This window comes from Achromobacter sp. GQ309 (assembly GCF_059759315.1).
Window position 1 is genome coordinate 779,655 of the sequence record NZ_JCAXDP010000003.1, and the last position, 24,393, is coordinate 804,047.

Sequence of the window (24,393 nt, forward strand, 5' to 3'; positions counted from 1 at the left end):
AAAAGCAAAAGCCCCGGAAACCTTTCGATTTCCGGGGCCTTTTAGCCTTATTTCACCAAGCCAGTTGAAAACTGCCTTGATTAGAATTCCGTGGTGCCCAGGAGAGGACTCGAACCTCCACACCTTGCGGCACACGGACCTGAACCGTGCGCGTCTACCAATTCCGCCACCTGGGCACTGAAAGATACTGTCAGAACTATGTGCTACGCTGCGTTCCAGTCACTTGGGTTGGTTTTAAGCGTTGACCTAATCAGCCAGCTTTGAACTAATCCATGCGTCTGAATGCAGTTGGTTTTACAATCGGTTTTTTCAAACCCGGTTTTCTTAAAACCGTTCTGACCATTTCTGCTTCAGTGTTCAGCCTTGGGCGAACCACAGAAGCTGCGCATTATATACGGAAAATTTAGCTTTGGCAAAACGATCGAATAACGAATCCAATAAGAACAGATCAACACCCTTGCCCGAAGCGCCGCCGGACTTCGACCCTGATGTTCCGTCCCGTGAAGCCATCCTGACAGCGCTGCGCGCCGCAGGTTCGCCGTTGTCTCCGGCAGAGCTGGCTGAGCGTATGGGCGTCGAGCGCGAGGCGACGTTGGTGGGGTTTGAACGCCGCCTGGGCGCCATGGAGCGCGACGGGCAGTTGCTGCCCAACCGCAAGGGGGTGCTGCTGCTGGCGACCAAGCTCGACTTCGTGGCGGGCAAGGTGCTGGGTCATCGCGACGGCTTCGGTTTCCTGCTGCGCGACGACGGCGGTCCGGATCTGTTCCTGTCCCCTCGCGAAATGCTCAAGGTGCTGCATGGCGACCGCGTGCTGGTCAAGCCGGGCGGCGAGTACCGGGGCAAGCCGGAAGGCACCATCGTCGAAGTCATCGAGCGCCGCACCAATAAGCTGGTGGGGCGCTTTCTGCACGAACATGGCCTGTCCATCGTCGTGCCCGAAGACCAGCGCATCAAGCACGACATCCTGATTCCGCCCAGCGACACCAATGGCGCCCAGCACGGGCAGGTGGTCGCGGTGGAAATCATGGCGCAGCCCACGCGCCATACGCAGCCGCTGGGCCGCGTGGCCGAGGTGCTGGGCGAGATCGACGATCCCGGCATGGAAATCGAAATTGCCGTGCGCAAATTCGATGTGCCGGTCGACTTCACCGATGGCGCCTTGAAGCAGGCCGCGCGCCTGCCTGACACGGTCCGCAAATCCGACCTGAAAGACCGGGTCGATCTGCGCGACGTGCCGCTCATCACCATCGACGGCGAAGACGCCCGCGATTTCGACGACGCGGTGTATTGCGAGCCGGTGGAGCTGGGCACGGGCCAGCGCAAGCGTCCGGGGTGGCGCCTGCTGGTGGCCATTGCCGACGTCAGCCATTACGTCCGTCCGGGCGATGCGCTGGACGACGATGCGATCGAACGCGGCACCAGCGTGTATTTCCCGCGCCGGGTCATTCCGATGCTGCCCGAGTCGCTGTCCAACGGCCTGTGTTCGCTGAATCCGGACGTCGACCGCCTGGTGCTGGTGTGCGACATGGTCATTCCGGCCAGCGGCGCCAAGGCCGGCACCGTCACGGCGTACCAGTTCTACAACGCGGTCATGCACTCGCACGCCCGCACCACCTACACGAACATCTGGGCGGCCCTGCAGCAGCCGGGCGGACCGGCCGCGCATGCGATGCGCAGCGTGATGCCGCAGGTCCAGCATCTGTACGAGCTTTTCCAGCTGCTGTCGCAAGGCCGCAAGAAGCGCGGCGCCATTGATTTCGATACTGTCGAAACCAAGATCGTCTGCAACGAGCTGGGCCGCATCGAACAGATCGTGCCGTCCGTGCGCAACGACGCGCACAAGCTCATCGAAGAGTGCATGTTGGCCGCCAACACCTGCGCGGCGGACTTCATGACGCGCAGCAAGCATCCCGGCCTGTACCGCATCCACGAAGGCCCCACGCCGGAACGCCTGCAATCGCTGCGCGAATTCCTGCGCACGATGGGGCTGTCGCTGGGCGGGGGCGACACGCCCACCGCCAAGGACTACGGCGATTTCCTGGATTCCGTGCGCGGGCGCCCCGACTACCAGCTGCTGCAGACCATGTGCCTGCGCTCGATGCAGCAGGCGGTGTACAGCCCCGACAACATGGGTCACTTCGGCCTGTCCTATCCGGGCTACAGCCACTTCACCTCGCCGATCCGCCGGTATCCCGACCTGCTCACGCACCGCGTGATCAAGGCGCTGCTGGCGGGGCAGCGGTATGTGCCCAGCCTGGACGACCACGCCGTCGTCATCGGCCGCACGCAGCGCGAACACGAACACGCCATCTGGGAAAAGATGGGTCTGGTGCTGTCCGCCAGCGAGCGCCGCGCCGACGAGGCCTCGCGCGATGTCGAGGCCTGGCTCAAGTGCTGGTTCGTCAAGGAGCGCGTGGGCGAAGACTTCAGCGGCACCGTCACCGGCGTGGCAAGCTTCGGCATCTTCGTCACCCTGGACACGCTGCACGTCGAGGGCCTGGTGCACGTCTCGGAGCTGGGCGGCGAGTACTTCCAGTTCAACGACGCCTTGCACGAACTGCGCGGCGAACGCACCGGCATGCGCTACCGCCTGACGGACAAGGTGCAGGTGCAGGTGTCCCGCGTGGACCTGGAAGCGCGCCGCATCGAGTTCCGGCTGGTGCAGGGCACGAGTTTCGACGCGCTGCGCAAGGCGGCGGCGCGCGGCCCCGATGAGCCCATGCGCCGCGTCAAGAAGGCGGCGTCCCCCAAGCCCGCGGGCCTGAAGGGTCAAACTGCCAAGGAACGGCGCGCCGCGGCCAAAAAGGCCAGCAAGCCGCCCAAGGCCACTCAGCGGGCCGCGCCCGCCAAGAAGGCCACCCGCAAGCGCCACTGAGCGACGGCGGGGATCCTTATGGCCATGCCGTCGTTTGGCGGTGTGGCTGTAAGGGGTAACATTGCGGTTATTGCCGGTCCTGTCCGGTGGCCCGCCCCCTCTGGGGCGGGTATTCGTTTATCTAAAGGTATTGTTTTATGGCGTCGACCCAAGTCCTGGCCGGGTTTCACGCGGTTGTTGCGCGGCTGCGCCACGCGCCCGAGTCGATCAAGGATATCTACGTCGAGGCCTCGCGCCGCGACAAGCGCATGCAGACATTCATCGAGCAGGCCGAGCGGGCTGGCTGCCGTCTGCACCCGGTTCCCATGGAGCGCCTGGACGGCCTGTCGCGCGGCACCCGTCACCAGGGCGTCGTGGCGCTGGCCGACGAGCGCCAGTTGGCGGTGGATGTCGACGAAGTGCTCGACGTGGTCGAAGGGCCGCCGCTGCTGCTGATTCTTGATGGCGTGACCGACCCCCACAATCTGGGCGCGTGCCTGCGTACCGCCGACGCGGCGGGCGTGCATGCGGTGATCGCGCCGCGTGATCGCGCCGTTGGACTGAACGCCACCGTGCAGCGCGTTGCGTGCGGCGCGGCGGATACGGTTCCGTATTTGATGGTGACCAACCTGGCGCGCACCATGCGCAGCCTGAAGGATCGCGGCGTGTGGCTCGTCGGCACGGACGATCAGGCCACCGACAGCATGCACAAGATCGACGCGCGCCAGCCGATGGCCTGGGTCATGGGCGCCGAAGGCGAGGGCATGCGCCGCCTCACGCGTGAAACCTGCGACCAGCTCGTCAACATCCCGATGCTGGGTTCGGTGGAAAGCCTGAACGTCAGCGTCGCCAGCGCCGTCTGCCTGTACGAGACCGTGCGCCAGCGTCAATCGTGATCCGTCTAATCCTGTAGATACCCTTATTTCTTGCGTCTGCCCATCATGCACCAGAACGGCTTTACCACCACGATCCTCCATTCCGACCGCAATCAATCCGTCGAGCACGGAGCGGTGCACAAGCCGATGCATCCGTCGTCCGAGTTTGCCTACGACGACGCGCGCGAGCTGGCTGCCGTGTTCCAGGGCAAGGCGGGCTTCACGTATGCGCGCCAGGGCACGCCGACCACGACCGCGCTGGAAGCCAAGATCAGCCAGATGGAAGGCGGCAAGGGCACGGTCAGTTTCTCGACCGGCATGGCTGCGTTGGCCGCCATTTTCACCACGCTGCTGCGCCGGGGCGACCACCTGGTGTCCAGCCAGTTCGTGTTCGGCAACACCAACAGCCTGTTCGGCACGCTGCAGGAACTGGGCGTGGAGATCACCTTTGTCGACGCGACGGATTCGTCGCAGGTGCGCGCCGCCATCCAGCCCAATACGCGCATGGTCTTTACCGAGACCATCGCCAACCCGGGCACGCAGGTGGCCGACCTGGCCGTGATCGGCGAGATCTGCCGCGAAAAGGGGCTGGTCTATGTGGTGGACAACACGCTGACCTCGCCGTGGATGTTCCGGCCTGCTTCCGTGGGCGCATCGCTGGTGATGAACTCGCTGTCCAAGTACATCGGCGGTCATGGCAACGCGCTGGGTGGCGCCGTGACCGACACGGGCCTGTATGACTGGGCCGGCAACGAGAATATCTACGAGGCCTATCGCAAGGGGGCGTCGACCGGTTGGGGTCTCACGCAGATCAAGAAAAAGGGCCTGCGCGACATGGGCGGCACGCTGGCCGCCGAGCCGGCGCACCGCATTGCGGTGGGCGCCGAGACGCTGGCGCTGCGCATGGCCAAGCACTGCGCGAATGCGCTGGCGCTGGCGCGCTTTCTGGAAGAGCACCCGGGCGTGGCGAAGGTGCATTACCCGGGCCTGGCAAGCCATCCGCAACACGCGCGCGCCGCGGCGCTCTTCGGCTCGCGGTTCGGCGGCCTGCTGGGCGTCGAGCTGGCAGATGGCGTCGATTGCTTCGACTTCCTGAATCGGCTGCGTGTCGTGCTGATGGCGACGCACCTGGGTGACACGCGCAGTCTGGCGCTGCCGGCCGCCCACACCATCTATTACGAGATGGGCGCGGAGCGCCGTCAGCAGATGGGCATTGCGGACAGCCTGATTCGCGTGTCGGTGGGCATCGAAGACGAAGCCGATTTGCTGTTTGATTTCGATCAGGCGCTCAATGGTTGCCTGAAGGGATAATGCGGCAGGCGCGGCTCCCGCCAGGGCCGCGCTAGCAACGCAATCGGGTAGGAACCCATGCTTATACAGATCGCAGAAGTCTTCACGCCGCAAGAGGCGGCCGACATCCGCCAGCGGCTGGATGCCGCGGACTGGGTAGACGGCAAGGTCACCGCCGGCCATCAATCGGGGCAGGTCAAGCACAACCGGCAATTGCCCGAACAGCATCCCCTGGCGCAAGAGCTCGGCACGCTGATCCTGCAGCGCCTGTCGGGCAACAATCTCTTCATGTCGGCTGCGTTGCCGCGCAAGATCTTCCCGCCGCTGTTTAATCGCTACGAAGGCGGCGAGGCCTTCGGCTATCACGTCGACAACGCCGTGCGCGGCATCGCGGGTTCACCGGAGCGCGTGCGCACCGACCTGTCCGCGACGCTGTTCTTCTCGGATCCCGACAGCTACGACGGCGGCGAGCTCGTCATCGACGACACCTATGGTCCGCGCGCCGTAAAACTGCCGGCAGGGCATATGGTGCTGTATCCGGGCACCAGCCTGCACAAGGTCAATCCCGTGACGCGCGGCGCGCGCGTCAGTTCGTTCTTCTGGATGCAGAGCCTGGTGCGCGAAGACAGCCAGCGCGCATTGCTGCTGGACATGGACGTGGCTATCCAGCGCTTGAACCAGGATGTGGCGGGGCATGCGTCGATCGTGCAGCTCACCGGCATTTATCACAATCTGCTGCGTCGCTGGGCCGACGTTTGATGAAGCTTAAAGTGTTTATTTGGGGTGTCGTGCAAACCCCGAAATTCGCGTTTTTGTTTATTGCGAAAACGGCTAAAAGCTAGTATTGACGCGGGTTGCGGTCAGGTTTTCTCTTGACAGCCGCTCTACGCCAAGGCCTAATACACCTCTGCGTCGCTGACGGTTTGCAGGCAAAAAGCCAGCAAATCCTAAGCGGCGCAGCAGTTTAAAAGTTGTGCTTTGCAGCGCAAGAAAAAAGTTTATCCACTGTCTGTTCGTCGTTTGCCTGGTCTCGCGTCCATTTGTGGCATCCATCCTGACGGCCATGAACTTCGCCCCCCGGCAGACTCCACACCTTGTGAGGGGTACACCTGCATGAACAAAACCGAACTCATCGATCACATCGCCAGCAAGGCCGATATCTCCAAGGCTGCTGCCGGCCGTTCGCTCGACGCCCTGATCGGTGCCGTGAAGACCACGCTGAAGAAGGGCGGTACGGTCACGCTGGTCGGTTTCGGCACGTTTGCCGTGTCGGCTCGCGCCGCGCGCACTGGCCGTAACCCGCGCACCGGCGAAACCATCAAGATCAAGAAGGCCAAGGTGCCGAAGTTCCGTCCGGGCAAGGCCCTGAAGGACGCCGTCAACTGATTGACGGCAGCGGATCGCAAGGCGCCTGGCGCTGCGATTTGCCCACAAGTACGCGGTCCGGTATACTCCGGCCCGCGTATTGCTTTTGAGTACCCCAAATTGGTAATTCCCGCGTGCTAATCGCGCCGGGCAATTGCACTGAAATGGGTGCTTAGCTCAGTTGGTAGAGCGGCGCCTTTACACGGCGTAGGTCACAGGTTCGACCCCTGTAGCACCCACCAGAAGCACACGATCCCGGATGGGCAGGCACACCGCGCCACGTTCCGGATCCGCATCTAGCCCGCACACGGCGACGTGGCGGGTTTTTTGTTTTTCCGGTGGGCGTTTTCAGTGCCGCTACGCGCGAGCGTCCGCCTTTTTTCGTAAGCGTTTATTGATTCCGCTTTGATCTCCATCAGCGGTGTTACGCTGTTCCATTCGAAATACAACGTGCGAATCATTCGCATTTAAGATACTATGTCGGGCTTGTACCGGTCAGCCGGCGTCGCCGTTTTGTGCGCGTCATTTCTCTGGCTGGCCGGAAAAGTCAATGCACCCTGGCTGATTCATGCCTAGTCTTCAACCCGGTTGGAATTCTTCTTCGCGGTCTTCTTTTGGTATACGCGCAGGCGCTGGCCTGGCGGTCGTCGCGCTTCACGCAGCGGTGATCGGCGCCATCTTCATGGCGCCGGAAAGTCGTCCTGAATTGGAGGAACCCGAGGCAATCATGGTGAGCGTGGTGGATGCCCCCATCCCCCAGATCGCCAAAGCCGAACCCACTCCCGAAGTGCCGCAGCCGGTGACCGAGACGCCGCCCGAGCCTGAACCCGAGATCGAGCCCGAACCCGAGCCCGAACCCGAGTTGAAGCCCGAGCCGGAGCCGGAACCCGAGCCCGAACCGGTGGTGGAAAAGCCGCCGATGCCGGCGCCCAAGCCGCCTCCGCCCAAACCCAAGCCCAAACCCAAGCCAAAGCCTAAGCAGGAAGTCAAACCCGAGCCCAAGCCTGAAACGCCGCCGCAGCCGACGCCGCCCAGTGGTGCGCCCGAAGGCACGCAGGCGCCGCAGGGCCCGACGCAGGGACCACCTCCCGATCAGCCCGTGCTGGTCTCGAGCATCGAGTTCCAGGGCGCGCGTCCGATGCCCAACTATCCGATGGCGTCGCGCCGCATGCGGGAAGAGGGCCGGGTCGTGGTGCTGGTGGAAATCAATACCCAGGGCTTGGTCGAGCGGGCAACCATCGATGCTTCGTCGGGCTTTCCGCGCCTGGACGAATCGGCGCTGGCAGCCGCCCGCAAAGGCCGCTTCAAGCCGTATACCCGTAATGGCGTGGCTTATCCCGCCAAAGCAAAAATTCCGTTCGATTTCGTAATGAGGAACTGAGATGTCCAACGCACTGCATAGCGCCACTCTGGTGGCGCAGGCGACCACCAGCCCGGCAGCGCCGGCTGCAGGCGCCGCGGCCGCACCCGCAGTCCAGCAAGCCGCCACGACGGGCGGCGACGTAGTCCAGCAGGCTGCTGGCGCCGTTCAGCAATCGGCCGACGCGCTGCACAGCGCCGCGGCGGCGCTGCCGGCCGCGCCTGCGCCCGCGCCCGTCCCCGACATGGGCTTCCTGCACTTCGTCGCCCAGAGCGACTTCGTGGGCAAGAGCCTGTTCGTCATCCTGATCCTCATGTCGCTCGTGACCTGGTATCTCATCCTGGTCAAGGCAGGCAGCAACGTCAGCATGCGCAAGCGTTCGGCAGACTTCCTGAACAAGTTCTGGAATGCCAGCTCGCTGGAACAGGTCGAACACGAAATCAACACGCACGGCGCGCGCGATCCGTTCTCGCATCTGGCCAGCCACGCGATGCACGCGCAGGCGCACCACAACAAATTCGGCGCCACCAAGCTGGAAGAGTCGGGCAGCAATTCGGATTTCGTCACGCGCACCATGCGCAAGGTCATCGACGAAGAAACGGCCAAGCTGGAAAACGGCCTGACCGTGCTGGCCTCGGTGGGTTCGACGGCGCCGTTCGTCGGCCTGTTCGGCACGGTGTGGGGCGTGTATCACGCGCTGGTCGGCATCGGCCTGTCCGATGGCGTGACCATCAACCGTATCGCCGGTCCGGTGGGCGAAGCCCTCATCATGACGGGCCTGGGCCTGGCGGTGGCTATTCCGGCCGTGCTGGCGTACAACACCTTCGTGCGCAACAACCGCGTGTACTTGTCGCGCCTGGATGCCTTTGCACATGACCTGTTTGCGTTCCTGACCACCGGCCAGCAAGTTGCGCTGTCCGACGGCAAGGTGCGCGCGCTGCGTCGCCAGAACGGCCACGCGGCTCAACGCGGGAGCGAATAATGGCCTTTGGCAGCTTTGAGGGTAAAGGATCCGGAAGCCATGCGGTGTCCGAGATCAACATGGTGCCCCTGATCGACGTCATGCTGGTGCTGCTGGTGATCTTCATCATCACGGCGCCGCTCCTGGCGCACTCGATCAAGATCAACATGCCCCAAGTGGCTGCCGAGCAGATCGAGGAAGAACCCAAGACCGTGGACCTGGCGATCGACGCCGCGGGCGCACTGTTCTGGGACGAGAAGCCGGTCAATATCGACGACCTGCCCAATCGCTTCAAGTCGATCGCCGGCACCAAGCCGCAACCCGAGATCCGCATCCGCGCCGATCAGAACACCCGTTACGAAACGCTGGCCAAGGTCATGGCCTCGGCGCGCCGCTCGGGCATGACACGTATCGGTTTCGTCACGACGCCGCCCTCGGGTGGCGCTACGGCGGCGGGTGCTCCCGCTTCGGGCGCACCTGCCGCGGCTCCGGCCCCGGCACCGTCCGGCCGGTGAACGAATCCAGGAAGGGGGCGCATTTCGCGCCCCTTTTTTTTTGGATCGCGCTAGAATCGCGGCATGCGAGTTCTGGTAATCGAAGACGACACCACCCTGGGCCATGCGCTCCAGGAATTCCTGGCCGACCAGGGTTATGCGGTCGACTGGCTGACTGAGGGCGACCGGGTTCTGGGCGCGCTGGCGGGCCAGCCGTATGACCTCATGCTGCTCGACCTCAATCTTCCCGGCATGAGCGGCCTGGACGTGCTGCGGCAACTGCGGCAGGACGGCAATCAGGTTCCCGTGCTCATCCTCACCGCTCGCGATGGCATCGAAGACCGCGTTGCCGGTTTGGACGCCGGAGCGGACGACTACGTCACCAAACCCTTCGAACTGCCCGAGCTGGCCGCGCGTGTGCGCGCCTTCGGCCGCCGCCGTGCCGGCCAGGCCCAGCCGCTCATCGAAGTCGGCCCGCTGGTGTTCGACACCGTCGGCCGCGAAGTCCGGGCCAATGGCCAGCGCCTGTCGCTGTCGGTGCGTGAACTTTCCGTCCTCGAAATGCTGATGGCCCGCGTGGGCCGCGTCGTGACCAAGCGCCAGATCGTCAATTCCCTGTCCGCCTGGGACGCGGATTTCAGCGAGAACGCCGTCGAAGTCTACGTGTACCGCTTGCGCAAGCGCCTGGAAGGCACGGGCGCCAGCATCCAGACGGTACGTGGCTTTGGCTACATGCTGGATGTGGAAACGGCCTGACGGGCCGGCCGCGGCCGGCGATCGCCGTCCGCGCGTTTTCATCCGCCTCATCGAGGGCTTCGCGCCATGACGCAGGAACGCACCCCCCAACCGTCTCCGGCTGCGCGCCCCCCCATGCTTCCCTCCCGATCGCTTGCCCGGCATCTCGTCATCCGGTTGATGCCGCCCATTCTGCTGCTCGTCCTGCTGGATCTGGCGGCAACCTGGGTCATCACCCACAAGATCGACATGTCGCTGTGGATGCTGGAAGACTTCTTCTGGCTGATGGTCGTGGGCCAGGTGGCGTTGATCGCGCTGTTTGCATGGGTGGTGATGCAGGGTGTGCGATCCGGCCTGCGGTCGGTGAACCATCTGTCTGAAGAAATCCGGCAGCGTTCCATCGACGACATGCAGCCGCTGGAGGTTGCAGGTGTGCCGGTGGAGATCGAACCGCTGGTCACGCACACCAATGATCTGCTGCTGCGGCTGGATGCGTCGCTGGCCGCGCAGCGGCGCTTCATTGGCCACGCCGCGCATCAGTTGCGCACGCCGCTGTCGGGCCTGCGGCTGGAATCCGAACTCATGCTGGCGCGCCCCTTGCCGGACGACGTGCGGGCCCGTGCAGAGCGCATCAAGGCCGTCAGCGACCGCATGATCCGGCTGGGCCAGCAGCTGCTGGTGCTGGCCCGCGCCGATCCCAATGCGCGCCCACAGGACAGCTTTGTGCGCATCGACCTGTGCGAGTGGGTGCGGGTGCATGGCGCCGAATGGTTTCCGCGGGTGCGCGAGGCGCACTATGAGCTGGATCTGGCCGCGCCCGAAACGCCCATCTGGATCGACGCGGACCCCTTGCTGCTCGCGGAGCTGCTGGGCAACCTGATCGATAACGCGCTGCGCTATGGCAACCCGACGGGGCGCATCACGCTGATCGTGGGCGCCAATCCGCCCTCGCTGACCGTCGAAGACGACGGGCCCGGCATTCCGCCCGAAGAGCGCGACCGCGTGTTCGAGGCGTTCTACCGGTCGCCCACCGCGACGGCCGGCGGTTCGGGCCTGGGACTGGCCATCGTGCGAGAAATCGCGCACGCGCACGGCGCGTGGTGGAAGCTCACCAGCCGGCCCGATTTTTCCGGGACGCGGCTGTCCGTCGTATTTCCCGGCCCTCGCAAGGGGGCTCAACTCACTCGCCAAGAACCCGCATCATGAGCCAAGGCACGGTCAGCGCTGCTTCTTTGCCCCCAGGTCACCCGGGCGGCGCCCACGCCCCATCGTCGCGTGCGGCGCTGGTCCTGGGCGCGCTGGGCGTGGTGTACGGCGACATCGGCACCAGCCCGCTTTACACGCTGCGCGCCTGTCTGACCGGCCTGAGCGTGCATACCGACCTGGAGCCGGCCCATCTGCTGGGCGTGCTGTCCATCCTGTTCTGGATGCTGATGGTGGTGGTGTCCCTGAAATATGTGATGCTGGTGCTGCGCGCGGACAACCGCGGCGAGGGTGGCACGCTGGCGCTGCTGGAACTGGCGGTGCGCGCGCGCGAGGGCAAGCTGCGCTGGGTGCTGATTGTGCTGGGTATCTTCGGCGCGGCGCTGTTCTACGGCGATAGCATGATCACGCCGGCGATTTCGGTGTTGTCGGCGCTGGAAGGCATCGGCATCGTGTCGCATACGCTGGACCACTGGGTGGTGCCGATCGCGCTGGTCGTGCTGATCGCATTGTTTGCGATCCAGTCGCATGGCACGGCCGCCATGGGCAAGCTGTTCGGTCCGGTGATGTTCCTGTGGTTCGCCACGCTGGCGGCCCTGGGCGGCTGGCAGATCTGGCAGACGCCCGAGGTGCTGGCCGCGTTGAACCCGATGTGGGGGCTGCGCTTCATCGTCGAAGCGCCGTGGGTCAGCTTCGTGTTGCTGGGCGCGGTGGTGCTGGCGCTGACCGGGGCCGAGGCCCTGTATGCCGACATGGGCCACTTTGGCCGCCCGGCGATCCGCCGGGCCTGGTTCAGCATGGTGCTGCCGGCGCTGACGCTGTGCTACTTCGGCCAAGGGGCGCTGCTGCTGCGCGATCCCACCGCCATCCGCAATCCGTTCTTCCTGATGGCGCCGGAATGGGGGCTTGCCCCGCTGGTCGCGCTGGCCACCATCGCCACCATCGTGGCGTCGCAGGCCGTGATTTCGGGCGCCTATTCGGTGACGCGCCAGGCAGTGCAGCTGGGCTTCTGGCCCCGCATGCAGATCCTGCACACGTCCGCGATCGAGAAGGGCCAGATCTATCTGCCGCAGGTCAACGCGCTGCTGCTGTGCGCGGTGCTGATCCTGGTGCTGTGGTTCCGTAATTCCGACAACCTGGCCGCGGCCTACGGGTTTGCGGTGACGGGCACGATGTTCACGACGTCGGTGCTGGCGTTTGCGGTGCTGCCGCGCGGCAGCACGGGCATCAAGCGCATGATGTGGTTCCTGGTGCTGGGCCTGTTGCTGCTGCTGGACGTGCTGCTGTTTTCGGCCAACGTCTTCAAGATCCACGAAGGCGGCTGGCTGCCGCTGGTGGTGGCGATCGTGGTGTTCACGCTGATGATGACGTGGCGGCGCGGCCGTCGTCTCTTGTCCGACATGCAGCAGCGCGACCGCCAGCCGCTCAAGGAATTCATGGAGCAGCTCGAGCAGTATCCGCCGTCGCGCGTGCCGGGCACCGCCATCTTCATGACGATGAATTCGGGCAACGTGCCGCCGGCGTTGCTGCACAACCTGAAGCACAACAAGGTGCTGCACGACCACGTGCTGTTCCTGTCGATCCAGTCGGCCGACGTGCCGTATATCGCACCGGAAGAGCGCTTCGAGGTGAACAAGCTCAGCGCATCGAGCTGGGCTGCGACGGTCACCTACGGCTTCAAGGAAGATCCGGACGTGCCGGAGGCGCTGCGCCTGATTGCCGAAGCGTATCCGGAGCTGGATCTGGAACCGATGCGCACGTCGTTCTTCCTGTCGCGCCAGACGGTCGTGGCGGCCAGGAAGCCCGCCTTGTCGCGGTGGCGGCGCGCGGTGTTTTCGTTCATGGCGCGCAATTCGACCCGCAGCACGAAGTTCTTCAAGATTCCGGCGAACCGGGTTGTGGAGATGGGCATGCAGGTCGAGCTGTAGCCGCCACGCTGACCGCGTCGCGGCCTCGCCGCGCCACAACTGCCAGGCGAAAAAAAACCCTCGGTGTGAAAACCGAGGGTTTTTGTTTGGCCTTGAAGAATTACTTCTTCGAGGTCGTGTCCTTCAGTTGGGGCAGCGACGTGCCGCTGGAGGCGAGCAGGCCGGTCTTGACGTACGTGAACAGCTTTTCGCGCGTGTCGACGATGTCGAGGTTGCGCATGGTGAGCTGGCCGATGCGGTCCGCCGGCGTGAAGGGGGCATTTTCCACCTTCTCCATGGACAGACGCTCGGGCGCGTACGTGAGGTTGGGCGACACGGTGTTCAGCAGCGAATAGTCGTTGCCGCGGCGCAGTTCGATGGTGACTTCGCCAGTGACGGCGCGGGCCACCCAGCGCTGGGCGGTTTCGCGCAGCATGATGGCTTGCGGGTCGAACCAGCGGCCCTGGTACAGCAGGCGGCCCAGCTTGCGGCCGTTTTCGCGGTACTGCTCGATCGTGTCTTCGTTGTGGATGCCGGTGACCAGGCGCTCGTAGGCGATGAAGAGCAGGGCCAGGCCCGGGGCTTCGTAGATGCCGCGGCTCTTGGCTTCGATGATGCGGTTTTCGATCTGGTCGCTCATGCCCAGGCCGTGACGGCCGCCGATGCGGTTGGCTTCGAGCAGCAGTTCAACGGGATCAGCGTATTCGACGCCGTTCAGGGCGACGGGCTGGCCTTCTTCGAAGCGGACCGTGACTTCCTCGGCCTTGACGGCGACGTCGTCGCGCCAGAACGCCACGCCCATGATGGGCTTGACGATGCGGATGCCGGAATTCAGGTGTTCCAGGTCCTTGGCTTCGTGCGTGGCGCCGAGCAGGTTGGAGTCGGTGGAGTAGGCCTTTTCAGCCGACATCTTGTAGTCGAAACCGGCTTGGCGCATGTATTCGGACATTTCCGAACGGCCGCCGAGCTCGTCGATGAAGCGCTGGTCGAGCCAGGGCTTGTAGATCTTGAGTTCCGGGTTGGTGAGCAGGCCGTAGCGGTAGAAACGCTCGATGTCGTTGCCCTTGAACGTGCTGCCGTCGCCCCAGATGTTGACGTTGTCTTCCTTCATGGCGGCGACCAGCATCGTGCCGGTGACGGCGCGGCCGATGGGCGTCGTGTTGAAGTACGTGATGCCAGCGGTCGAGATGTGGAACGCGCCCGACTGCAGGGCGGCGATGCCTTCGGCCACGAGCTGCGCGCGGCAGTCGATCAGGCGGGCGTTTTCGGCGCCGTAGGCCAGGGCCTTGCGGGGAATCTCGTCGTAGTCGGATTCGTCGGGCTGGCCCAGGTTGGCGGTGTAGGCGTAGGGGATGGCGCCGTTGTTGCGCATCCAGAGGAGCGCAGCGCTGGTGTCCAGGCCGCCGGAAAAGGCGATGCCGACTTTCTGGCCGGTGGGCAGGTTCGGGAGGATAGTGGTCATTGTTTGAGGTGAGACGCCAACAGGACTTTGACAGCAACGAGCCGCCAAACAAGAAAATAGCCCGCTATTTTAACTCTTTTGAGGGGGGCTGGCCGCCGGGGTTGCGGCGCGGGGGGCGCCTGGTGCGAACAGCTCGGCAAGCCGCAGGCCGCGGATCAGCTCGCCCGTGGCCGCGGCCAGCCGGGTGGCTGGGCGATGGCGGGCGCTGGCCAGCACCAGGTTGTTGGTGATCGTCGGGGAGCCAATGGCGCACAGGGACAGTTCATGTTCGGCGGCCGGACCGCGCGCCGCCGAGCGCGGCAGGATGGCGTAGGCGTCGCCCTGCGCCGCCAGTTCCACGATGGTCTGCACGGCGTCGACCTCGGCCGCGACCTTGAGCCGCACACCCTGCGCACGGCAGACGCTTTCAACGAGGGTGCGGATGGCGTTGGGCAGGCTGGGCAGCACCAGCGGATAGTCGCCCAGCCGCGCGACCGGCGCGCGGGCGGGCAGGGGCGGCTGATGGCCCGCGGCCGCGGCCAGGACGAGGTCTTCGCGAAAGAGTGACTCGTAGACCAGTTGCGGGGAAGGGGCGGGATCGTACAGCAAGGCCAGGTCCACCCGGCCGGCGAGCAGCCATTCGCGCACCTGGGCGCTCAGGCCTTCGGCCACCGCGATGGAGGCATCGGGGAAATTCTGGCGGAACGCCTGCACCAGCGGCGGCGTGAGCACGCGCGCGATGCGGGGCGGCAGGCCGATCATGACCTTGCCGGTGGGCGTTTCGCGCAGCGTCTGCAGATCCTCCTTCGCGCGCTCGGCCAACGCGAGCAAGGCGCGGGCGTGCTCGAGAAAGCGCAGTCCCGCTTCCGTGGGCTCGGCGCCGCGCCCGTTGCGGTAGAGCAGATGCTGGCCCAGCTCCAGTTCCAGCAGCCGCACCTGACGGCTGAGTGTGGGCTGCGCGACGTCCAGCATTTCAGCGGCGCGCGAGAAGCTGCGTCGCTCGGCCACGCGCACGAAGTACTCGATCTGCTTGAGATCCATCGGGATATTAGGTTTTTCGATATCAGAAATATACGGTATAGCATTGTTCGCCCTCCGGCATTCCGCGACCATGGCGCTTTCCATGCAGGAAGTCCCCGTGCCCGATTGCCGTCCGCCGCTTGCCTCGCCCTCCCGTCCCCGCCACGCGCTGCCGCCGGGCGCGTGCGATGCGCATTGCCACGTCTTCGGACCGGGCGATGTGTTTCCGTATGCCGAAGGCCGGTCGTACACGCCGCCGGACGCGTCGTTCACCAGCATGGCGGCGCTGCATGCCCATCTGGGCATCGAGCGCGCGGTCGTGGTGCAGGCCAACTGCCACGGATCGGACCACCGCGCATTGCTGGATGCGCTGGCGCGCAGCGAAGGGCGTTATCGCGGCGTGGCGCTGCTGGGCGCGGACGCCACTGCTGCCAGCGTCAAGGCGCTGCACGAAGGCGGCGTGCGGGCCGCGCGGTTCAACTTCGTGCCGCATCTGGGCGGCGCGCCCGAGCCGGCGGTGTTCGACCACGTGGTCAAGCTGATCGCGCCGTTGGGATGGCACCTGTGCCTGCACGTGGACGGCGCGATGCTGCCCGAACTGCTGCCGCGACTGCTCACGCTGCCGGTGCCGTTCGTCGTGGACCACATGGGCAGGCTGAAGGCGGCCGATGGGCTGGATTCACCGGCGATGCGCGCGTTGCTAAGCCTGGCGGACGTAGGCCAGGCGTGGGTCAAGGTGTCCGGCATCGACCGGATCGCCGCCGGCCGCCGCCCCTTTGCGGAAGGCATTCCCTTCGTGCGCGCGCTGGTTGAGGCCCTGCCGGACCGCACCTTGTGGGGCACGGACTGGCCGCATCCGAATGTGGCCGGCGATATGCCGGACGACGGTGAACTGGTCGACACGTTTTTCGAAGCGTGCCCGGACGCCGGACTGCGCCAGCGCGTGCTGGTGGACAACCCGGCGCGGCTTTACGGATTTCAGTAGCACAGAGAAAGCGGAACGAGGGCCAGGAAGCCCCCGCCGCAAGCACATCCCCATCAACGAGGAGACACCATGTTCAAGAAAATCATCTCGGCCGCCGTGCTGAGCCTGGCCGCCGCTGGCGCGGCCCACGCCGACGGTCCCGTGCGCCTGATCATCGCGTTCCCGCCGGGCGGCCCCGTGGATCTGGTGGGTCGCGTGCTGGCCGAGCAGCTGGGCAAGGAGCTCAAGCAGAACGTCATCGTCGAAAACAAGGCGGGCGCCAACGGCAACATCGCGGCCGCCTACGTGGCCAAGGCGCCGGCCGACGGCTCGGTGCTGTTCCTGACCAGCGTGGGCGCGGTGGCAATCAGCCCGGCGCTGTACAAGGACCTGCCGTATGACCCCGCGCGCGATTTCGCGCCGGTCTCGCGCGTGGTGAACAACGCCACGGTGTTCGTGGTGAATCCGTCCAACCCGGCGACGGACGCCGCCGACTTCGTGAAGAAGTCGCAGGCCGCGTCGCAGTCGGTCGCCATCGGCTCGTCGGGCATCGGCAGCATTCCGCATCTGACGCTGGAAATGTTTGCCGATTCCAGCAAGGCCAAGGTGCTGCACGTGCCTTACAAGGGCGCGGCGCCCGTCATCAACGACGTGATGGGCAATCAGGTGTCCGGTTTCTTCGGCGACGTGCCCGGCCTGATCGGCCATATCCAGGGCGGCAAGCTCAAGCCGTTGGGCCTGGCCGCGCCGACACGCCATCCGCTGCTGCCCGACGTGAAGACGATGGCCGAGCTGGGCATCCCCGGCGTCGAATCGAACAACTGGTACGGCCTGGTCGCACCCGCGGCCACGCCCGCCGCCACCGTCGACAAGCTGAACCAGGCTGTGCGCGCCGCGCTGGCCAACGAGGCCGTCCGCGCCCGCCTGGAGAAGTTTGGCGCCGAGGCCGCGCCCAGCACGCCGCAGGAACTGGGCGCGCTGATCGCCGCCGACCGCGAAAAATGGACCGCGCTGATCCAGCGCAAGAACATCCGTCCGGAGTAAGCATGAGCGCCCGCCGAATCGAACCCGTGGTGCCGGGCACCCGCCCGGAGCTGGCCGTGCTGGAGGCGCGCATCGCCGCCGCGCGCGGCCGCATCTCGCCGCTGTACCAGGTGCTGCTGAACAGCCCGGCGGTGGTCGAGGGCTGGGAAGCCATGCTGACCGCGATCCGGCAGAAGACGTCGCTGGCGCCGCGGTTGCGCGAGCTGATCATCCTGCGCGTGGCGACGTTGAACAATGCGCCCTACGAGTTCGAGGCGCACGTGCCGCACGCGCTGGCGGGCGGCATGCCGCAGACCGTCATCGACGTGCTGCGCGGCAACCCCGCGCCGGATCAGGTGCAGGGCCTGGAACCGGGAGAGGCCGAGGTGCTGGCGCTGACCGACGCCATGACCCGTGACATCGAGGTGCCGGACGCGGTGTTCGCGCCCCTGCGCGAACGCTACGATGATGCGCAACTGGTGGAACTGACCGCAACGGTGGGCGCCTACAACATGGTGTCGCGCTTCCTGGTCGCCTTGCGCGTCGGACATTGAAGGAGAGGGCTGTGCAGGAAACGATGTTGCTGGTGTCGCTGGGCGAACGGTTTGACGAGGCGCGCGCCCGTGATCTGGCCGAGCGCCTTGCGGACGGGCTGGCGGATGTGAAGATCAGCGCCTTTGCCGCGCTGGAAGCCGAGGAGACCTACGTAACCGTGCGCGGGGCCCGTGCCTTGCCGGAGATCCAGGCCCGTCTTGACGAACTGGCGCCCGGCGCGCATGCGCGTGTGTTGCACCAGACGCTGGATCTGCCTGGCGCGTCGGCTGGGCAGGCGGCGCCGTGGCATTACATCGTCGAAACCGATGTGTTGCCCGAGGCCGAGGCCGACCTGAACGCCTGGTACGACCAGGAGCATCTGCCAGGGCTGGCGTCGGTGCCCGGCACGGTGCGCGCGCAGCGTTGGGAATGCCGCGACGAATCGCCGCGCTACCTGGCCTGCTACGACCTGCATACGCAGGAGACCTTTGGCAGCCCGCCGTGGCTGGCGGTGCGCGCGACTGACTGGAGCAGCCGCGTGCGGCCGTCGTTCCGCAACACGCGGCGCACGATGTTCAGGAAGATCCTGTAGCACCAAGCGGTTTAGAAAGCAGAAGGGCCCGGGCGTCGCAGGATGCCCGGGCCCTTCTCATGCGTGCAGCACAGGTTTAGTCGACCTGACCCAGCAGCAGGAATTCCATCAGCGCCTTCTGCACGTGCAGGCGGTTTTCGGCTTCGTCCCAGACCACGCTCTGCGGCCCATCGATGACTTCGCCGGTGACTTCCTCGCCGCGGTGGGCGGGCAGGCAGTGCATGAAGACGGCCTGCGGGTCGGCCGCGGCCATCATCTCGGCGTCCACGCACCAGTCGGCGAACGCGGCGCGGCGCTCTTCGTTCTCGGCCTCGTAGCCCATGCTGGTCCACACGTCGGTGGTGACCAGGTGCGCGCCCTTGCAGGCTTCCATGGGGTCCTTGAACTGGCGCAGCACCTTGTCGGACGGCGTGCCGATGCGCGAGGCTTCGAGTTCGTAGCCGGCCGGCGTGGACACATGCAGCGTGAAGCCCAGCATTTCGGCCGCGTGCAGCCACGTGTAGGCCATGTTGTTGGCATCGCCCACCCAGGCGACCGTCTTGCCGGCGATGGGGCCGCGGTGCTCGATGTAGGTGAAGATGTCCGCCAGGATCTGGCAGGGGTGGAATTCGTTGGTCAGGCCGTTGATCACGGGCACGCGCGAATGCGACGCGAAGCGCTCGATGCGGGTCTGCTCGAACGTGCGGATCATGACGATGTCGACCATGCGCGAGATCACGCGCGCGGTGTCCTCGATGGGCTCGGAGCGGCCGAGCTGCGAGTCGTTGGACGTCAGGTTGATGACCGAGCCGCCCATCTGGTACATGCCGGCCTCGAATGACACGCGGGTGCGCGTGCTGGCCTTTTCGAACACCATTGCCAGCGTGCGGTCGTGCAGCGGCATGTGGGGCTCATAGCGTTTGAACTTTTCCTTGATCAGGCGCGCGCGGTCCAGCACGTAGGCGATCTCGGCGGACGAGAAGTCCTTGAACTGCAGAAAGTGCCGCAGCGGGCCGTTTTGAGTCGTGGGAGGAGTCATGTTGATGTCGCAGGTCATTGGGCCCCGCCAGGCTCGTGGCCCGGCAGGGACGTTGATTATGGTTTTTCGGCCAGGAACTGTTGAATGAGCGGCACCAGCAGGGCGACGATCTGGTCGGCCTCCTGGCGCGTCAGGATCAGCGGCGGCAGCATGCGGATGACGCGGTCGCGCGTGACGTTGATGAGCAGGCCTGCTTCCATGGCGCGCAGCGCAAGGACGCCGCAGGGGCGGGCCAGCTCGATGCCCAGCATGAGGCCGCGGCCGCGGATGTCGGTCACGCCGGGCGTGCCGGCCAGCGCGCTGGCCAGGCGGTCTTTCAGGTATTCGCCCACGTCATGGGCGTTTTCAAGCAGGTTTTCGGATTCCAGCGCATCGAGCACTGCAAGGCCTGCCGCGCACACGAGCGGCCCGCCGCCGAACGTGGTGCCATGGCTGCCCGGCGTAAACACACCTGCGGCCGGCCCGGCGGCCAGCATCGCGCCGATGGGCACTCCGCCCGCCAGGCCCTTGGCCAGCGTCATGACGTCGGGGCGGATGTCGGCCCATTGGTGCGCGAACCACTTGCCGGTGCGGCCGATGCCGGACTGCACTTCGTCGATCATCAGCAGCCAGCCGCGCTCGGTGCAGAGTTGGCGCAGCGCCTGCAGGTAGGCGATGTCGGACGGGCGGATGCCGCCTTCGCCCTGCAGGACTTCCAGCAGCACGGCGGTGGTGCGCGGCTCGGCGTCGCCGGCGGCACGCACCGCGTCCAGGTTGTTGTACGGCACCTGGATGAAGCCGCTGGGCAGGGGCTCGAAGCCTTTGCGCGCCTTGTCGCTGCCGGTAGCCGCCAGCGTGGCCAGCGTGCGGCCATGCCAGGACGAATCCATGGTGATGATGTGGGCGTGCTTGTTGCCGCGCTGGTAGGCGTAGTAGCGGGCGAGCTTGATGGCCGCTTCGTTGGCCTCGGAGCCGCTGTTGTTGAACGCGACTTCCTGCATGCCGGACAGCGCCGTCAGCCGGGCGGCAAGCTCGGTCTGCTGCGGGATGTCGTAGATATTGGAGGTATGGATGACGCGGGCCGCCTGCTCGGCGATGGCGGCGACCAGCATCGGATGGGCATGGCCCAGGCAGGAGACGCCGATGCCGGCCAGGGCATCCAGGTACTTGCGGCCGCCTGCGTCCCACAGCCAGACACCCTGGCCGTGCGTGAACGATACCGGCAGCCGGGCATAGATATTGGCCAGAGGCGAGCTCATCGCGGATCCTCCTGGGGGAATGGCATCGACAGCGTGCCCGCTTGCTAGGGCGAATCAGGGGCGAATCGCGGTTCGAAAGAGGGCAAAGGATCAATCATATACAATTCGCGGCGCGGCACGCATGTTTGATCACGCCGAAGATCCGGCTTTCGTGAAAGGCGTCCCGCAGTGAAGAACACATGGCAACTCGCGTCAGACAATTCGTAATTCATGGCGTTACCGAAAGCGGTAGCCGCTTCCGCCCCAGCGATTGGGCAGAACGGCTCGCCGGCGTAATGGCACAGTTCCGGCCCGCCGGCTGTGCTGGTAACCACCTCACTTATTCGCCTTATGTGCTGCCCGTCGTGATCGATGGCGTGCGCGGGATCGTTGTCGACCTGCGCCTGCGCGACCTGGAGCCGCTGGCCTACAAGTTCGTGGTGGATTTCGCCCGCGACAACAACCTCAAGACGGAAGAACGCGAAATCTAGGCCCCCAGAACGAAAAAGCGCCCCAACCGGGCGCTTTTCTCATTCTGCGATCCCTGCACGCCGGTCAGGCGGGCCGGGCGCTACCCGCCGCACGGACAGTTTGCCCGCGCGGCGGCGACGCACATCATTTCGCGTACACCAGATCACGCAGCCCCAGCGACAGCCCCGGCCAGTAGGTGATGACCAGCAGGCACAGGATCACCACGCCGACGAAGGGCACCAGGGGTTTGATCAGGCGCTCAAGCGGCAGCTTGGCCACCGCGCACGCGGCAAACAGGTTCACCCCGAACGGCGGCGTGATCATGCCCAGCGCCAGGTTGACCACCATGATGATGCCGAAATGCACCGGGTCCACGCCGAACTGCAGCGCCACCGGCAGCAGCAAGGGGGCCAGCACGACGATCGACGCCGAGGTCTCGATGAACATGCCGATCACGAACAGCGCAGCGTTCACGCCCATCAGGAAGCCGAACTTGGTGTCGAAGATCTGGGCGAGCCACGTGCCCAGCGCGTCCGGAATGCCGGCGCGGTTGAGCAGGAAGCTGAAGATGCCCGCGTTGGCGATCACGAACATGATGACTGCGGTCGACACGACCGATTTGTGCAGCGTGTCCGACAGCTGACGGAACGTAAGGCGGCGGTAGATGAACTTGCCCACGAAGACGGCGTACATCACTGCCACGACCGACGCTTCGGTCGGCGTGAAGACACCGCCGTAGATGCCGCCCAGGATGATGACGGGCATCAGCAGCGCCAGCCAGGCGCGCTTGAACGCGGGCCACAGCGGCAGGCGGCCTTCGCCGTCGCGCTTGCCCAGGTTGTTGCGCTTGGCGTAGAGCCAGACGTAGAACATCAGCGCAACGCCGATCAGGATGCCCGGCATGACGCCGGCAATGAAGAGTTCGCCGGTGGACGTGTCGGTGGACACGGCAAACAGGATCATCGGAATGGACGGCGGGATGATGACCCCGAGTTCCGCCGCGCTGGCCTGCAATGACGCCGCAAAGGGGGCCGGATAGCCGTGCCGGATCATGGCGGGGATCAGGATGGCGCCCACCGCGAAGGTCGTGGCCACGCTGGAGCCCGCGACCGCCGCGAAGATCATGCAGGTCAGCACGCAGGTGCAGGCCAGGCCGCCCTGGATGCCGCCGACCACGCTCTTGGCGAACTCCACCATGCGCTCGGAGATGCCGCCGGCTTCCATCAGGTTGCCGGCCAGGATGAAGAAGGGGATGGCCACGAGCGGGTACTTGTCCAGCGCGGCAAACAGCTGCTGCGCGACGACCAGCCAGGGCAGGCCCGAGGCGCCGACGCCCGCCAGGCTGGCCAGCCCGATCGACACGGCGACCGGCACGGACAGCCCGAAGAAAATCAGCATCGAGACAATCATTAATTGGGACATGGCGATTTTTGCTGCTCAGGTTCGATAGGGGGCGGCTCAGCCTTGCGCGTCGTTGCGCACGGGCACGTCGTCTTCTTCGCCGGCGCACCAGCGGGCCAGCACGGCGATGGCCGCCAGCGTGGCGCCCACGGGGATGGCCAGATAAATCCAGGAAATCGAGATGTCCAGGCTCGGCACGTTCTGGAAACGCACGCGATAGGTCATGTTGCCGCCGATCCAGGCCAGAAAGCCGAGAAAGCCCGCGCAGATCAGGCCGATGATGGCTTCCAATACCCGGCGTCGCTTGCCGCCCAGCATGTTGCGCAGCAGTTCCACGCTGATCATGGCGCCGTGGCGGAATGCCAGCGCCACGCCCAACAGCACGGTCCAGATCAGAAGCGCGCGGGTGAGGACCTCGCTCCAGTCGGCGGGTGAATGCAGCACGAACCGGGCGATGACCTGATAGAACGCGGCCGCCGCGGCGGCGACCAAGAGGAGTTGGGCGAATGCCGAGACCAGCTTGAACAGGCCGCGGTCGAAGGCGCAGAGCAAACGCATGGTGAATTCCGTTGGCGATGGACGCGGAAAAGTGGGGCGGGCGCGCGGCGCAGGCCGGTCCCGCCGCCAGGCAAACGGCCCCGCGATGGGGGCCGTGCCGGCTTACTTGGTGTCGCGGATCGAGTCGATCAGCTTCTTGTCGAACTTCTTGTAGTACTCGGGGTAGGCGGGTTCCACGGCGGCGGCAAAGGCGGCGCGGTCCACTTCGGACACCTGCATGCCTTCCTTCTTGAGCTGCTCGACGCCCGTCTTTTCAATGTTGTCGACATAGGCGCGCATGGCCTGGGCCGATTCCTTGCCGGCCTTGTCGAAGTTGGCCTTGTCGGCGGCCGACAGGCCTTCATAGACGTTGGCGGACATCAGCACCAGAGCCGGGCCGTACACGTGCCCGGTCAGCGACAGGTACTTCTGCATCTGCGACAGCTTGGCCGACGTGATCACGGACAGCGGATTTTCCTGGCCGTCGATGGTGCCCTGCTGCAGCGCGGTGGCCACTTCGGGCCAGGCCATCGGCGTGGGCAGGATGCCGATCTGGCGGAAGGCCGTGATGTGGATCGGGTTTTCGGTGGTGCGGATCTTCAGGCCCTTGGCGTCCGCCGGGGTCTTGACCGGGCGCACGTTGTTGGTCAGGTGGCGAAAGCCCTGTTCGCCCCACGCCAGCGCCACGATGCCGCGGCTGGGGAACTTGGCCAGCATGTCCTGGCCGATCTTGCTGTCCAGCACCGCGCGGGCGTGCGGCAGGTCGCGCAGCAGGAACGGGATGTCGAAAACGCCGGTCTCGGGAACAAAATTCAGGGTTGCACCGGTCGAAACGATCGCGAGATCGATGGTGCCGATCTGCAGGCCTTCGATCACTTCACGTTCGCCGCCCAGCGCGCTGTTGGCAAACTGCTGGACCTTGAACTTGCCGTTGGTGGAACCCTCGATGGATTTGGCCATCGCGTCGGCGCCGGCGCCGTAGTGCGACGACGTCGACAGGGCGTAGGCCATCTTCAGGGTGGTCTGCGCTGCCGAGGGCAGCGAGGTGGCGGCCGCGCAGGCGGCCAGAATCGTGGCCGCAAGCCAGGTTTTACGCATTGTCTTCTCCGGAATTGGTTATCTTTATGGGCG

23 protein-coding genes and 2 tRNA genes are annotated in these 24,393 nt (G+C 65.4%); 17 read left to right on the forward strand and 8 right to left on the reverse strand.

All coding sequences use genetic code 11. From position 1 onward, the window contains the following. Positions 1 to 91: 91 nt before the first annotated feature. Positions 92 to 176, reverse strand: a tRNA-Leu gene (locus AC6CIE_RS13005). Positions 177 to 409: 233 nt separating this feature from the next. On the opposite strand from AC6CIE_RS13005, the gene rnr reads away from it, so the two are divergent. The 12 genes from rnr to AC6CIE_RS13065 all read left to right on the forward strand — a co-directional run bounded on the left by rnr (position 410) and on the right by AC6CIE_RS13065 (position 13,065). Continuing rightward, positions 410 to 2,875 carry a ribonuclease R gene (rnr, locus tag AC6CIE_RS13010; protein WP_175124584.1) on the forward strand — a complete coding sequence of 822 codons (2,466 nt, stop codon included), beginning with the start codon at positions 410 to 412 and terminating at the stop codon, positions 2,873 to 2,875. A gap of 137 nt (positions 2,876 to 3,012) precedes the next feature. Then, on the forward strand, positions 3,013 to 3,750 hold the full coding sequence (gene rlmB, locus AC6CIE_RS13015; RefSeq protein ID WP_498092342.1) for a 23S rRNA (guanosine(2251)-2'-O)-methyltransferase RlmB: 738 nt from the start codon (positions 3,013 to 3,015) through the stop codon (positions 3,748 to 3,750). Positions 3,751 to 3,795: 45 nt separating this feature from the next. Further along, positions 3,796 to 5,040, forward strand: a complete 1,245-nt coding sequence (locus AC6CIE_RS13020) for a cystathionine gamma-synthase family protein (protein WP_175124727.1) — start codon at positions 3,796 to 3,798, stop codon at positions 5,038 to 5,040. Positions 5,041 to 5,097: 57 nt separating this feature from the next. Beyond that, complete coding sequence (locus AC6CIE_RS13025) at positions 5,098 to 5,778, forward strand: Fe2+-dependent dioxygenase (protein ID WP_175138754.1); 681 nt, start codon at positions 5,098 to 5,100, stop codon at positions 5,776 to 5,778. A 354-nt stretch (positions 5,779 to 6,132) separates the two neighbouring features. Beyond that, a complete protein-coding gene (locus AC6CIE_RS13030) occupies positions 6,133 to 6,405 on the forward strand; it encodes an HU family DNA-binding protein (protein WP_003812968.1) in 273 nt (90 codons plus the stop codon). A gap of 145 nt (positions 6,406 to 6,550) precedes the next feature. Beyond that, positions 6,551 to 6,626 (forward strand) — tRNA-Val (locus AC6CIE_RS13035). 326 nt (positions 6,627 to 6,952) lie between these two features. After that, a complete protein-coding gene (locus tag AC6CIE_RS13040; protein WP_175124581.1) occupies positions 6,953 to 7,765 on the forward strand; it encodes an energy transducer TonB in 813 nt (270 codons plus the stop codon). A 1-nt stretch (position 7,766) separates the two neighbouring features. After that, positions 7,767 to 8,726, forward strand: a complete 960-nt coding sequence (locus tag AC6CIE_RS13045) for a MotA/TolQ/ExbB proton channel family protein (protein ID WP_498092343.1) — start codon at positions 7,767 to 7,769, stop codon at positions 8,724 to 8,726. After that, positions 8,726 to 9,220, forward strand: a complete 495-nt coding sequence (locus tag AC6CIE_RS13050) for an ExbD/TolR family protein (RefSeq protein ID WP_286892299.1) — start codon at positions 8,726 to 8,728, stop codon at positions 9,218 to 9,220. Before AC6CIE_RS13045 ends, AC6CIE_RS13050 begins: the two co-directional genes overlap by 1 nt. Before the next feature lie 63 nt (positions 9,221 to 9,283). After that, a complete protein-coding gene (locus AC6CIE_RS13055; RefSeq protein ID WP_006218435.1) occupies positions 9,284 to 9,955 on the forward strand; it encodes a response regulator transcription factor in 672 nt (223 codons plus the stop codon). Between the two features lie 114 nt (positions 9,956 to 10,069). Then, positions 10,070 to 11,140, forward strand: a complete 1,071-nt coding sequence (locus tag AC6CIE_RS13060; protein ID WP_063952906.1) for a sensor histidine kinase — start codon at positions 10,070 to 10,072, stop codon at positions 11,138 to 11,140. Then, positions 11,137 to 13,065 (forward strand): potassium transporter Kup, encoded by a 1,929-nt coding sequence (locus AC6CIE_RS13065; RefSeq protein WP_175125770.1) that lies wholly within the window; start codon positions 11,137 to 11,139, stop codon positions 13,063 to 13,065. Before AC6CIE_RS13060 ends, AC6CIE_RS13065 begins: the two co-directional genes overlap by 4 nt. Positions 13,066 to 13,165: 100 nt before the next feature. Here AC6CIE_RS13065 and argG read toward each other — a convergent pair whose 3' ends face one another. Both argG and AC6CIE_RS13075 read right to left on the reverse strand, forming a co-directional pair. Then, the gene (argG, locus tag AC6CIE_RS13070; protein WP_175125769.1) at positions 13,166 to 14,506 is read right to left on the reverse strand and encodes an argininosuccinate synthase; all 1,341 of its coding nucleotides are present in this window, start codon (positions 14,504 to 14,506) and stop codon (positions 13,166 to 13,168) included. A 69-nt stretch (positions 14,507 to 14,575) separates the two neighbouring features. After that, entirely contained in the window at positions 14,576 to 15,526 is a 951-nt protein-coding gene (locus AC6CIE_RS13075; RefSeq protein WP_498092344.1) for a LysR family transcriptional regulator, read from the reverse strand. 97 nt (positions 15,527 to 15,623) lie between these two features. On the opposite strand from AC6CIE_RS13075, the gene AC6CIE_RS13080 reads away from it, so the two are divergent. The 4 genes from AC6CIE_RS13080 (at position 15,624) to AC6CIE_RS13095 (ending at position 18,618) form a co-directional block, all read left to right on the forward strand. After that, positions 15,624 to 16,490: an amidohydrolase family protein gene (locus AC6CIE_RS13080; protein WP_175138808.1), complete on the forward strand. Its 867-nt coding sequence runs from the start codon at positions 15,624 to 15,626 to the stop codon at positions 16,488 to 16,490. 69 nt (positions 16,491 to 16,559) lie between these two features. After that, on the forward strand, positions 16,560 to 17,513 hold the full coding sequence (locus tag AC6CIE_RS13085) for a Bug family tripartite tricarboxylate transporter substrate binding protein (RefSeq protein WP_175125767.1): 954 nt from the start codon (positions 16,560 to 16,562) through the stop codon (positions 17,511 to 17,513). A gap of 2 nt (positions 17,514 to 17,515) precedes the next feature. Next, on the forward strand, positions 17,516 to 18,046 hold the full coding sequence (locus AC6CIE_RS13090; RefSeq protein WP_175138751.1) for a carboxymuconolactone decarboxylase family protein: 531 nt from the start codon (positions 17,516 to 17,518) through the stop codon (positions 18,044 to 18,046). A gap of 11 nt (positions 18,047 to 18,057) precedes the next feature. Then, positions 18,058 to 18,618, forward strand: coding sequence for a hypothetical protein (locus AC6CIE_RS13095; protein WP_452005132.1), 561 nt, complete (start codon positions 18,058 to 18,060; stop codon positions 18,616 to 18,618). A 76-nt stretch (positions 18,619 to 18,694) separates the two neighbouring features. Here the strand turns inward: AC6CIE_RS13095 and argF are convergent, their stop codons facing one another. Together argF and AC6CIE_RS13105 are read right to left on the reverse strand one after the other, a co-directional pair. Next, entirely contained in the window at positions 18,695 to 19,636 is a 942-nt protein-coding gene (gene argF, locus AC6CIE_RS13100; protein ID WP_175138749.1) for an ornithine carbamoyltransferase, read from the reverse strand. Between the two features lie 56 nt (positions 19,637 to 19,692). Next, positions 19,693 to 20,874 (reverse strand): aspartate aminotransferase family protein, encoded by a 1,182-nt coding sequence (locus tag AC6CIE_RS13105; RefSeq protein WP_498092345.1) that lies wholly within the window; start codon positions 20,872 to 20,874, stop codon positions 19,693 to 19,695. 179 nt (positions 20,875 to 21,053) lie between these two features. On the opposite strand from AC6CIE_RS13105, the gene AC6CIE_RS13110 reads away from it, so the two are divergent. Beyond that, entirely contained in the window at positions 21,054 to 21,344 is a 291-nt protein-coding gene (locus tag AC6CIE_RS13110) for a DUF3579 domain-containing protein (protein ID WP_013392635.1), read from the forward strand. Between the two features lie 124 nt (positions 21,345 to 21,468). Here AC6CIE_RS13110 and AC6CIE_RS13115 read toward each other — a convergent pair whose 3' ends face one another. The 3 genes from AC6CIE_RS13115 to AC6CIE_RS13125 form a co-directional block, all read right to left on the reverse strand. After that, entirely contained in the window at positions 21,469 to 22,746 is a 1,278-nt protein-coding gene (locus AC6CIE_RS13115) for a TRAP transporter large permease (RefSeq protein WP_239212088.1), read from the reverse strand. Between the two features lie 36 nt (positions 22,747 to 22,782). After that, a complete protein-coding gene (locus AC6CIE_RS13120; protein WP_498092347.1) occupies positions 22,783 to 23,283 on the reverse strand; it encodes a TRAP transporter small permease in 501 nt (166 codons plus the stop codon). A 102-nt stretch (positions 23,284 to 23,385) separates the two neighbouring features. Continuing rightward, the gene (locus AC6CIE_RS13125; RefSeq protein WP_105238069.1) at positions 23,386 to 24,360 is read right to left on the reverse strand and encodes a TRAP transporter substrate-binding protein; all 975 of its coding nucleotides are present in this window, start codon (positions 24,358 to 24,360) and stop codon (positions 23,386 to 23,388) included. Between the last annotated feature and the right edge of the window lie 33 nt (positions 24,361 to 24,393).